Here is a 12350-nt window from a genome sequence, read left to right as displayed (position 1 = left end):
ACCCAGTACCAAGTAGTTAAATTGCTATGAGCATGCGCATTTCAATAAGAAGAGAAGCTGCCGCAACAGCTTCTCTTCTTATTGAAACAGCCCAGCGAATAAAGGCCCTTGTTCTGCTCCCGACGTTAAGCGTGTCCAGGGCGAAGCTTTGCTTGCAAAGCCGTCCAGGACAGACGCGCTACTAACGCTCTAACGTCACTCTAAGCACCAGCCCGTTCCCGCACGGATGAAAGCGTGTCAAAGTCATGATTTGCTGAAGCGAATCATGACTTTGACTGACGCGCTCCCCCCTTCAACGTCACATCGAAGCCGCTTCAACCCTCTCCCTGCAGCAAGCTTGCGGGGTCCAGGGGCGCCAGCGCCCGGGGTCCCCCTTGAGAGCAAGGGGGATATAGGGGGATTGTCATCAGTTAGGTGGGATTGACAAATCTTTTTACCTTCGATTCATATAATTTTAAGGTTTCTTTAAGGTTACAAAGGCATTATATAGTCAAAGATAGCAATTAGCATAGATAACCTTAAAGCCTGATATGAACGGAGGGTTTTTCAATGGACGATAACAAAAATAATAACGACTTCTTTCGTCGTCAAGACGGCGAAACTAACCATATCTCTTCTCACGATGCCGATAAATCGGATCGGAATGAAGCACAGCAGGAAAGACCTTCATACTATTACTCCTATGGGCCTTATAAATCTACTATGGGAAATGAAGAAACGACCGGCTCGACGACGGCAAGCTCCACGGAAGGAGATACTCGCGTAGAGATGACACCGCCCAAGCCGCTGCGTACGTTTTCTTACAATGGACAGGAGGGCGGAATGCCTCAGGACCCGATGAGAAACTGGCAGTTCGAGCCAAAGAAACGGAGCTCTTCGTTCAGAAGCGCCTTCATCTCTTTCCTGGCTGGGGCCGTGGTAGTGGGGAGCCTGATGTTCGCTTCCGATAAAATGAACCTGTTCACCGGTTCTCATGGGGTCATGGGCAATACTTCGACTTCAGGTGCATCCTCTTCCCAATCCTCGAGCGGAAGCGGTGCGGTGAAGCCAACCTCACTCAGTCTCGGCAGACCGGATAACATCGCCCAAATCGCAGAGCAATCCGGACCGGCCGTTGTAAAAATTGAAACGAAGGTGAAGGCAAAAGCGAGCAGCGGCAATTCCATCTTCGATGATCCGTTCTTCCGTCAATTTTTCGGGGATAACGGTCGTTCCCAACAGAAGCCAAAGAGTAATTCAGATCAATTGCAGCCTGGCGGAATGGGTACCGGATTTATTTTTGAAAAATCCGGCTATATCTTGACCAATGAGCACGTGATTGACGGCGCGGATGAAATATGGGTAACGGTACAAGGCTATCAAGAGCCGTTCAAAGCTCAGCTGCTCGGTAACAGCTATGACCTGGACTTGGCCGCTTTGAAAATTGAATCGACGGACGGCAAAGAGTTTGCTTCCCTGCCGCTCGGTAAAGCGGAGGATACGAATGTAGGTGACTGGGTTGTCGCTATCGGGAACCCATACGGCTTTGACCATACCGTTACGGTTGGGGTATTGAGCGCGAAGGAGCGCCCGATCTCCATTCCAGATACGCAAGGAACGCGCGAATACAAGCACTTGCTGCAAACAGACGCTTCCATTAACCCTGGTAACTCCGGCGGTCCATTGTTGAACCTGAACGGTGAAGTCATCGGAATTAATACCGCGGTCAGCGCCCAAGCTCAAGGTATCGGCTTTGCGATTCCGACCAGTACGATTTCCAGTGTCTTGGATAATCTGAAAAACAACGTGAAAATTCCGAAGGAACCATCTCCGTACATTGGTGTTGCCATGTCTCCTATCGATAAGGACTGGGTGGCCGAGCTGAAGCTCGAAAATACGGACGGTGCTATTATCTCGGATGTCGTTAGAAAAAGCCCTGCCTTTAAAGCAGGCCTGAGACCATACGATGTTATCGTAGAGGTGAACGGGGCCAAAGTAAAAACGACACAAGAGGTGCAGGACAAGATTAAAGCCTTGAAGGTTAATGATAAAGTGACGCTTGGCATTATGCGAGACGGTAAAAAGGAAAATGTGACGGTTATCGTCGGAGATAAGAACGCCACGGAATAAAGACCTACACAGAAAAAGGTTAGAACAGAAGAAGAAGTAGAGCGACCTTTCGTGAAGCTCTGCTTCTTTTTGTATCTGGAAGCAGGATTTTGTTACAATAGGATGAAGGTGGTGCTATAAGATGAGAGAAAAAATATTGGTAATAGATGATGATGAGAAAATTACATCCATGCTGAGAAGGTCGCTGGCCTTTGAAGGGTACACCGTATTTACGGCTAATCACGGTATGGATGGGTTAAAGCAAATTTTGGAGCATGATCCGGATGCCGTTATCCTGGACGTCATGATGCCTCAGCTGGACGGGTGGGAGGTGGTTCGCCGCATTCGAGAGGGTGGCGCTACCGTACCGGTGCTCATGCTGACCGCCAAAGACGAGATCGCAGACCGCGTTAAGGGGCTCGACAGCGGCGCGGACGATTATTTGGTGAAGCCTTTTGCCCTGGAGGAGCTGCTTGCGAGAATTCGCGTGCTGCTGCGCAGAAAAGCCTCGGAGAAGCCGGAGCAGGCGACGAACCGGCTGCAGTACCAGGATGTCTTCATGGATCTGGATACCCGTGAGGTATTCCGCGGCGGACAATTGGTTGAGCTAACGACCAAAGAGTTTGAGCTGCTGCATCTGTTTATGCAAAATCCGAAGCGGGTTCTTTCCCGCGATCTGATTATGGAAAAAATATGGGGATACGATTACAGCGGTGAGTCGAACGTGCTTGAGGTGTATATTGCGCTGCTGCGACAAAAAACGGAGGAGCATGGGCACAAACGGATTATTCAGACCGTTCGCGGCGCCGGATATGTACTGAGAGGAGAGGGATGACGTGACCATACGTCTTCGTCTGACTTTATGGTATACGGGCATTTTGTCGGTCACAGTACTGCTGTTCGGCTTTGGCTTGTACGGATTGCTCTACTATAATAACTACACCACTTACAAAGACAATCTGATTAATCAGACGGAGGATGTTTACACGCGTATTCAGCCTCGAATGGTCATTACTTTGGGCGGAGGCGTCAGTTGGGACTTTTTCATGCCTCAAGGACGGGAACTGCTCAAAAATTCAACGACATTTTACCAATTGAATAATTACCTGAATGGAAAATCGGACCAATCCGCGAACCTTAGGGACCTAAGCATGTCTTTGCCGGATTTGACGGAAAAACAAAAACAAGCCTTGGTGGAGCAGGGCAACCTGTTCCAAAGGGTAAAAATCGAAAATATGGATTTTATGGTGTACAGCCTGCCAATATCGGCGCTAAAAAACGGCCAGCAGCAATTGGCGGGTGTATTTCAAGCTGCAGTCTATACGGGAGATTTTGAAAAGCTGTTTTCCCTGCTGCGCTTGATTCTTATATTTGCCTCTGTTGTAACGATTTTGCTGGCTGCATCCGTCGGATGGTTCATGGCCAGGAAGGCGCTCAGACCCATCGATCAAGTTATTGCCGCGGCGAACCAGATTGAGAAAGGAACCGACTTGGGCAATAGAATCAACTATGACGGTCCTGAGGATGAGATAGGACGGCTGACGAACACGATCAACGGCATGCTGGGCAGACTGCAGACGACCTATTCCGATTTGGAAGAAGCGTATAGAAAGCAAAGGCGCTTCGTATCCGACGCCTCCCACGAGCTGCGGACTCCACTAACAACCATCCGTGGGAACGTGGATTTGCTGGAAAAAATGTGGAAGCGGACAGCGGTTAACGGAACGCCTGAGGATAGACAGCAGCTCGAGCTGTCGCTCGAAGCCATGCATGACATTGCCGGAGAGTCCGAAAGAATGACCCGTCTCGTGAACGATCTGCTGGCGCTTGCCCGAGCGGACGCAGGCTTTGTGATGGAAAAGACGGAGGTTGACTTGAAGCCGATTGTCGAGCAGGTCATTCGGAAGGCGCAGCTGCTGCCGCATGCAGCAGAATGGTTGGCAGGCGATTTGTCGGCATTGGAAGGTGTAAGGGTCAATGGTAACAAGGATTATCTGCAGCAGCTGATCTTTATTTTTGTCGAAAATGCCTTTAAATACACCGAAAGCGGAATGGTCAAGCTGGATGTCAAGAGGATGAATGACCAGATCGGCATCCGGATAGAGGATACGGGAATCGGCATGGATAAAGAAGAGGTTCCGCTTATTTTCGAACGTTTTTACCGGGCGGATCCATCTCGGGGGCAAACCTCGGGTACAGGACTCGGATTATCTATTGCCAAATGGATTATTGACGAGCATCAAGGGTCCATTGAGGTAACGACCCGCAAGGGCGAGGGGAGCACTTTCATTATTTGGCTGCCCATACTATCGACAACATTCGAGCAGCAGCATTCCCTAGAAGCGGGGAATCAGGTATAATGGACTAGAGAGGACGGTGCAGTGATGGATGTGATCAAAATCTCTCCGAGGGGCTATTGCTACGGAGTTGTGGATGCCATGGCGCTGGCCATGCAAACGGCAAAAAATCTGGATCTGCCGAGACCGGTTTATATTTTAGGCATGATTGTGCATAATTCCCACGTGACGGATTATTTTGATAAAGAAGGCGTTATTACGCTGGATGGCCCGAACCGGCTGGACATCCTGAGGCAGGTCGACAAGGGAACGGTTATTTTTACGGCTCACGGAGTTTCCCCTGAGGTGCGTCAGCTAGCAAGAGAAAAGGGGCTGACCGTGGTGGATGCGACTTGTCCGGATGTAACCAAGACGCATGATCTGATCAAGGAGAAGACGGCGGAAGGCTACCACATTATTTATATTGGCAAGAAAGGCCATCCTGAGCCGGAAGGCGCTATTGGAGTCGCTCCGGATCAAGTTCATCTGATTGAGAGTCTGGACGAGATCGACCGTTTAGAGTTGGATAACTCCGCGAGAGTCATCATTACGAACCAGACGACGATGAGCCAATGGGATATTAAACACATTATGAACGGGCTGTTGGAGAAATTTCCTAAGGCGGAAATTCATAACGAGATTTGTTTGGCCACGCAAGTGCGTCAGGAAGCGGTAGCCGAGCAGGCCAAGGATGCCGATCTTGTTCTAGTTGTCGGGGATCCGCGCAGTAACAATTCCAATAGGCTGGCACAGGTAGCTGAGGAAATCGCAGGTGTGAAAGCATACCGAATTGGGGATATTACAGAAATCAAGCGTGAATGGCTGGAGCCGGTAAGACGCATTGCGGTGACCTCCGGAGCCTCTACGCCGACACCAATTACCAAAGAAGTCATAAACTATTTGGAACAGCTTGATCCACAAGTGGAGTCTTCCTGGGAGATTAAGCGAACGATTAATTTGAATAAATTAATTCCGTCAGTGAAGCAAAAGGCTGGAAACGAATAACAAAATGTAAGGATGAAGGGACATGCAGCTGAAGAAGGCAAAAAGTAAAAAACCTTTTCACTTCCGGAATATTAAACGCTGGTTTAAATTGAAGTATTTGCTGCTGACCCGGGCCAAGGGAGGACCCGGTATGGTAGCTGCCGGTTTCTCAATCGGTCTGGCAATCGAAATGTTCACGCTGCCTACCGTTGGATTGGCCTTTTTCCTTATCTTCCCTTTAGTCTATTTGTTTCGCGGCAGTATGGCCGCGGCTTTAATAGGATTCGTGTTCGGGAAGGTGATCTATCTCCCGATGACCTATTTTCATATGAAGATCGGCGGCTTGCTGCTTCCGCGCGGTACGCGCAAATTTTTGGCGGATCATTTGCCCGACTGGATGGACGCCTTTATCCGCTCCAACTTGAAATTGTTCATTGGAGGCGTCGTAGTAGGCATTATATTAGGATTAATTGTTTATTACCCTATTCGCTGGGGACTTGAAATGTACCATTCCAAGAGAAAAGAAAAACGAAAGCTGAGAAAAGCTCAATTGATGATAAGCTCTGAGTCAACGCATTGAGGAGAAAATCAAGCTCCTGCACTTGACGAGGAGCTTATTCTCGTTGTATAGTTACTTTAATGATTAAAAGCTTAAAAGCGTATAAGCGTTGAAGCGTGTCAGCGAATTTGAATCGTGAAGGTTAACTTAAATTTTATTTACGGGAGTGTTGCTATTATGATCGTTATTATTTCTAATAAAGTATCTGAAGAACGTATCCAGGAGATTGTTCAGCACATTGAAAAGCACGACGTTCAAGCCCATGTGTCCAAAGGAGTGGACCGTACGGTCATCGGAATCATCGGGAAAGCCGATCCGATGCTTGCCGAGCAGCTGCGCCAGCTGTCCGGCGTAGAGCAGGTCGTCAAAATTTCGAAATCCTACAAGCTGGCGAGCCGTGATTTTCACCCTGAGAATACCGTAATTAAAATCAAGGACGTAGAGATCGGCGGAGATCAGCTCGTCATTATGGGCGGTCCGTGTGCCGTAGAATCCCCGGAGCAAATCGATGAGATTGCGCGTTTGGTTAAAGCGGCGGGCGCTCAAGTACTGCGCGGCGGAGCTTTCAAACCGAGAACCGGACCCTACAGCTTCCAAGGCGTCGGCGTAGAGGGCCTCGTGATGATGGCGGAAGCCGGCAAGAAGCACGGGCTGCTGACTATTACGGAGGTTATGACGCCGGAGTATGTAGATGTGTGCGCCGAGTATGCGGATATCCTGCAGGTCGGCACGCGGAATATGCAAAACTTCGATCTGCTCCGCAAGCTGGGAACTATTAAAACGCCGGTGCTGCTCAAGAGAGGGTTCAGCTCCACGTACGATGAATTTTTGAATGCGGCGGAGTACATATTGGCGGGAGGCAATCCAAATGTGATGCTCTGTGAGCGCGGAATCCGAACATTCGAACCTTACACGAGAAATACGCTGGATCTGGCAGCCATCCCGGCGCTTCAAACTTTAAGCCATTTGCCGGTCATCTCAGACCCGAGCCATGGTACAGGGCGCAGAGAGCTCGTAGAGCCGATGAGTAAAGCTTCCGTGGCCGCAGGCGCTAACGGCTTGATTGTGGAAATGCACACGGATCCGGACAATTCGATGACAGGGGACGGCGTACAATCGTTATTCCCGGATCAATTTGCGAAGCTGATGGTGGATTTGGAGAAGCTTGCTCCATTGTGCGGCAAACGGTTTGACACAAAAAAAGAAGCAATTAACGTGTAATTAAATAGGAATGTTAACAAATCAGAAGGCTTGATTCCTTGCTTCTAGGGGATCAAGTCTATTTTTGTCGAAATTATGAACGAAAACCTATGCATGTGTAAGGATACCTCACATAATCGTAAAAAATACCTCACATAAGTATTGACGATCATTCATGAAAAGCTATATAATAACACCATGATAAATAAAAAACTTGAACAATGTACGAACAAACCAAGAAGAATGTTCGGAAATTAGGAGGTTGGCGATTCATGTCAGTTCAAAACGTATTAAACATCCTTAAAGAAAAAGGCATTGAGTGGGTCGATTTTCGTTTTGTAGATCTTAACGGTAGAGCTCATCATATCTCCTTGCCGGCTAATGAAGTTGACGAAGCTACATTTGTGAACGGGGTAGCATTCGACGGATCTTCCATCCCAGGCTTTAAAGGTATTGAAGAATCTGACATGGTTATGCTTCCTGATACCGAGACAGTATATGTTGATCCTTTCACAGCACATCCTACATTGATCGTTATGTGTAACATCCACACTCCAGATGGCGAGCGCTATGATCGTGACCCGCGCAGCATCGCTCAAAAAGCGGAAGAGTACTTGCAAAAAGCTGGAGTAGGTACAACAGCAAACTTTGCTCCGGAATCCGAATTCTTCATCTTTGACGAAGTTCGTTTCGAGAGCGGTCAGAACAAAGCTTCTTATTTCGTTGATTCTGAAGAAGCTCACTGGAACTCAAACCGTAAAGAAGAAGGCGGAAACCTTGGTTTTAAAGTAGGCCACAAGGGCGGATACGTGCCAGTAGGTCCTACCGACACACAACAAGACATCCGCAGCGAAATGTGCCGTCTGTTAATGGAATCCGGTCTTCGCATCGAGCGCCATCACCATGAAGTGGCAACGGCGGGTCAAGGTGAAATCAACTTCCGTTTTGACACATTGACAACAACAGCGGACAACCTGATGAAATACAAATATATCGTACAAAACACAGCTAGACAATACGGCAAAGTAGCAACCTTCATGCCTAAACCATTGTTTGGCGACAACGGTAGCGGAATGCACGTTCACATGTCCATCTTCGACGGCGACACTCCTCTTTTCTATGAAAAAGGCGGCTACGCTAACCTGAGTGAAATGGCTTTGAACTACATTGGCGGTATCCTGTACCATGCACCGGCTTTGATCGCTTTGACGAACCCGTCTACGAACTCCTTCAAGCGTCTGGTTCCTGGTTATGAAGCGCCAGTTAACCTGGTATTCTCCAAAGGTAACCGTTCCGCGGCAGTTCGTATCCCGGTTGCAGCTGTAACTCCAAAAGGCTGTCGTATCGAGTTCCGTACTCCGGACTCCACAGCGAACCCTTACTTGGCATTCGCAGCTATGCTGATGGCTGGCTTGGACGGCATCAAGAAGAAAATCGATCCTCGTGCTCTTGGCTATGGCCCATTGGACAAGAACATCTACGACCTGTCCGATGCAGAAAAAGGCGAAATCCGCAGCGTACCTGGTACTTTGGATGAAGCTCTTAACGCTTTGGAAGCTGACTATGAGTTCTTGACTGAAGGCGGCGTATTCTCGAAAGACTTCATCGATAACTACATCGGCTTGAAACGCAGCGAAGCTAAAGCCGTATCCATCCGTATTCATCCGCATGAATACTCCTTGTACTTCGACCTGTAAGAACTTATTGATTCTTCATATAGAGAACAGCCTCCCGGACTTTTTGGGGGGCTGTTTTTTCTTCCCGCTGCAGTCTTAGTTCCCCATCATGCTTCGTCCGGTCGTCGCCAGCCATTCATAGGGTACATGTACACTATCTTTTGTTCCATCCATAGAAAGCCAAGCTCCTCATATAAGGGTCGTGCTGCTGTGTTAGTAAGATCGGTTTCCAGCTGCATCCGATTGGCTCCAGCCTTCTCAGCTATCATACGGGCATGGAGAAGCAGCTGTCTGGCTGTTCCCTTCCGACGGTAAGGTGGAGCGGTATACACGTCTTGAATTCGTAGAATAGGCAGTCCCCTTGACGTTGAGAGGCCCCGATTATAGGTTAAAAATCCGGCGTACTGATCTTCGATGCGGGCCAATAAGCAGAAGGCGTGCGGATAGCGGAGAAGCCGCAGCAGCGTCTCTTGGCATTCTGAGAGCCGTTGCTCGTTAGAGACATCCAGATTCTTGAACTGAGCTATCAGCCGGCTTGCTTCCGGAATGATATCTTCACTTAACTCAACAACCTGTACGTTACCATGATCCATTACAAACAACCTCCCTTTTATGCGATACATTGAAATTGTTACATGAATTGGAAAAAAAGAATAGACTTATCCTTAACGGATAGTTATGATGTTGAATTAGGTACGTTTAAAAATTCGGACTCCCTTAGGACCCCTACCGGAGTATATTGGCAATAGTACAAGCTACATATGGTTTTACAACAACCTATGACCGCTCATGAAGCGGTCTTTTTCTTTTTTACGCCGCGTCACTGATTTGTAATAAATCTTCCTTATAATAGAAGCATAAAACCTAGTGAAACGGGTGGTGCGAAGATGGGGGCAGCATGGACGGAGAAGGAAGCTGTGCACCTGCTAAGCCGTACAGGCTTCTATGTGGATAAACGGGATGTTAGCGTTTGCATTGAATTGGGAAAGGAAGAAACGGTCCGGCGGATCCTCGCAGGAGAAGCGTTAACCGGGGGCGGGAGCGAGCTGCTGCCGCTTGCTCAGGTCAAGGCCGACGGCAAGGAGCTGAAGGCGGATTCTATCGGGGACCATCAAACGTATTGGCTGTACCGTATGGTCACATCGGAGGCGCCGTTAATAGAAAAGATGGCCTTGTTCTGGCATGGTCATTTCGCCACCTCCTACCAGAAGGTTAAGGAGGTTTCGCTGATGGTCAGGCAGAACGAGCTTTTCCGGAAATATGCCCTAGGCAGCTTTCATGATCTGGTGCTGGAGGTCGGCAAGGATCCTGCAATGATGCTGTATCTGGATTCCAACAATAACAAGAAGGGGAAGCCCAACGAAAACTATGCCCGCGAGGTAATGGAGCTGTTCACCCTGGGGATCGGCAATTATACGGAGCAGGACATCAGGGAAGCGGCACGTGCTTTTACCGGTTGGTCCTACAGCAAGCAGAAGGATGAGCTGAAATTCAACAAAGGCCAGCACGATGGCGGCACCAAGACCATTCTCGGAGAGAAAGGGAATTTCGATGAGAGCAGCACCATTGACGTGCTGTTTAATCAAGAGGCGCTCCATCACTTTATGGCGACCAAGCTGCTGAAGTTTTTTGCTGTGGATGATCCGCCGGAGGAATGGGTCCAACAGGTGGCGGCCGATTTCGCCGAATCGAATAACGTGGGCGAGGTGCTGTCGAAGCTGTTCTTGTCCGACACGTTCTACGATTCCAAGTATCAGGGGAGCTTGGTCAAGACGCCTGTTGAATACGTCGTGGGGATTCTTCGAGCGTTCCGCATTCCCATGTCCAAAGGCTTCGCCCAGGCTTCCAGGAAGATGGGGCAGGAGCTGTACCTGCCGCCCGATGTGGCCGGCTGGAGAGGCGGAGCCACTTGGCTAATGTCAACCAGCTTGCTGGCGCGGTACCTGTTCGCCGAATCGGTAGCCAAACGCATTAACAATGCGCTGTTTGGCGGGAACGACTATAAGCTGGATGCGGAAGCAACAGCCGAGGATTGGGTGCATCAATTTGCGCAAAATGCGGGTGTATGGTATCTCGGGGAACAGACCGCACAAGTACTTACGAAATACGCGGAGGATACCTTCGTACATTCGGCACAAAAAGCCGCAGGGATGAAAGGGCTGCTTCAGCTCATAATGATCAGTCCGGAAGCACAGATGAAATAAGGGGGAGTGAGGGCGGAATGAAGCTGACAAGAAGGGATTTTTTGTTAAAAGGAACGGCTTTGCTGGCCACGCTCGGGTTGGGAGGACCGATGATTTTCGCACAGGACGGCTCTCCGCTGAGCAGTGCTTCAGAGGATCAGCCGCAAAATATCGATGCGCCGGTCCTCGTCGTCATTCAGCTGTCCGGTGGCAATGACGGAATTAATACACTCATTCCTTACGGCATGGGGGGGTATTTTGACGCTCGCCCGACGCTCAAAATTATGGAGAATGAAGTGCTTGCCATTAATAATGAGGTAGGCCTTCATCCGAGCCTGACCCGGTTGAACGAGCTGTATAAGAACGGCAAGCTGGCGATTATTCAAGGCGTGGGATACCCCAAGCCGGATCACTCGCATTTTCGTTCCATGGAAATATGGCAAACGGCGGAGCCGGAGAAATACATACGGTCGGGATGGCTGGCACGGTATGTGGAGTCTTCACTGGCCCAATCGAGGAACCCGCTCAAGGCGCTCCAGATCGGGAATAACGCGAACAAGGCGTTTCATTCCGATACGATTAACGTTCCTGTCATTCAATCGGTAGAAACCTATACGATGTTTGATCCCAAAACGCCGAAGGCTGAGCAAAACCGGTTAGCCAAAGCCTTTATTGATATGTACGATCCGAATCGCCAAGGAACGCAAATCAAGGTGACCTGCCGACGGGGAGCCGATGCCTATCAGAGCGTGGAAGCCATTCACAGCTTGACGAGCGGGTACCAGAACAAGGTGGAGTATCCCAAATCGGGCATTGCGCGCGACCTTCAGCTCGTTTCCAAGCTGCTGTCGGGTCAGTCGGGAACCCGGGTGTTTTATGTAGAATTGGGCGGATTCGACGATCATGCCCAGGAGAAGGAGCAGCATGCGAAGCTGCTGAAGCAGTTGGACGAAGCGATTGGTACGTTCTATAAGGATCTGGAGGCGCAGGGGCTGCAGGATCGTGTCGTCACGATGGCCTTCTCCGAATTCGGCCGAAGAGTGAAGGAGAACGGCAATGGAGGAACGGATCACGGAACCGCGGCCCCGGTATTTGTTCTGGGCGGCAAGGTGAAGGGCGGTATGTACGGAGTCATGCCAAGCCTCACTAATCTGGATAACGGAGACTTGAAGTACGAGGTCGATTTCCGCTCTGTTTATTATACATTGGTAAATAACTGGCTCAAGGGCGATGCCGGGAGCGTCGTGAAGGGCTCCTTCGAAAGTTTGGCCTTTATTTGATTTTATATTAAAAGGATAAAACCGATCCTGTCCTTTGGGGCTTG

10 protein-coding genes are annotated in these 12350 nt (G+C 49.4%); 9 read left to right on the top strand and 1 reads right to left on the bottom strand.

Annotated features, from left to right (window positions below):
• Positions 1–549 precede the first annotated feature (549 nt).
• The 7 genes from ABEA66_RS06550 to glnA all read left to right on the top strand — a co-directional run bounded on the left by ABEA66_RS06550 (position 550) and on the right by glnA (position 8864).
• Complete coding sequence (locus tag ABEA66_RS06550; protein WP_345586963.1) at positions 550–2109, top strand: S1C family serine protease; 1560 nt, start codon at positions 550–552, stop codon at positions 2107–2109.
• Between the two features lie 121 nt (positions 2110–2230).
• Positions 2231–2923: a response regulator transcription factor gene (locus ABEA66_RS06545; RefSeq protein ID WP_079908186.1), complete on the top strand. Its 693-nt coding sequence runs from the start codon at positions 2231–2233 to the stop codon at positions 2921–2923.
• A 1-nt stretch (position 2924) separates the two neighbouring features.
• Entirely contained in the window at positions 2925–4448 is a 1524-nt protein-coding gene (locus tag ABEA66_RS06540) for a sensor histidine kinase (RefSeq protein ID WP_345586962.1), read from the top strand.
• 24 nt (positions 4449–4472) lie between these two features.
• On the top strand, positions 4473–5429 hold the full coding sequence (locus ABEA66_RS06535; protein ID WP_345587378.1) for a 4-hydroxy-3-methylbut-2-enyl diphosphate reductase: 957 nt from the start codon (positions 4473–4475) through the stop codon (positions 5427–5429).
• A gap of 22 nt (positions 5430–5451) precedes the next feature.
• On the top strand, positions 5452–5988 hold the full coding sequence (locus ABEA66_RS06530; RefSeq protein WP_079908189.1) for a DUF2062 domain-containing protein: 537 nt from the start codon (positions 5452–5454) through the stop codon (positions 5986–5988).
• Positions 5989–6144: 156 nt separating this feature from the next.
• A complete protein-coding gene (gene aroF, locus ABEA66_RS06525) occupies positions 6145–7188 on the top strand; it encodes a 3-deoxy-7-phosphoheptulonate synthase (RefSeq protein ID WP_345586961.1) in 1044 nt (347 codons plus the stop codon).
• A gap of 251 nt (positions 7189–7439) precedes the next feature.
• Complete coding sequence (gene glnA / locus ABEA66_RS06520) at positions 7440–8864, top strand: type I glutamate--ammonia ligase (protein ID WP_079908191.1); 1425 nt, start codon at positions 7440–7442, stop codon at positions 8862–8864.
• A gap of 86 nt (positions 8865–8950) precedes the next feature.
• Here the strand turns inward: glnA and ABEA66_RS06515 are convergent, their stop codons facing one another.
• Positions 8951–9436 (bottom strand): GNAT family N-acetyltransferase, encoded by a 486-nt coding sequence (locus ABEA66_RS06515; protein ID WP_345586960.1) that lies wholly within the window; start codon positions 9434–9436, stop codon positions 8951–8953.
• A gap of 294 nt (positions 9437–9730) precedes the next feature.
• On the opposite strand from ABEA66_RS06515, the gene ABEA66_RS06510 reads away from it, so the two are divergent.
• On the top strand, positions 9731–11047 hold the full coding sequence (locus ABEA66_RS06510; RefSeq protein ID WP_345586959.1) for a DUF1800 domain-containing protein: 1317 nt from the start codon (positions 9731–9733) through the stop codon (positions 11045–11047).
• A 17-nt stretch (positions 11048–11064) separates the two neighbouring features.
• Positions 11065–12306 (top strand): DUF1501 domain-containing protein, encoded by a 1242-nt coding sequence (locus ABEA66_RS06505; protein WP_345586958.1) that lies wholly within the window; start codon positions 11065–11067, stop codon positions 12304–12306.
• The last annotated feature ends 44 nt before the right edge of the window (positions 12307–12350 follow it).

The organism is Paenibacillus vulneris, from assembly GCF_039543185.1.
Classification (GTDB): Bacteria; Bacillota; Bacilli; order Paenibacillales; family NBRC-103111; genus Paenibacillus_S; species Paenibacillus_S vulneris.
This window is presented reverse-complemented; position numbering and strand designations above follow the sequence as displayed.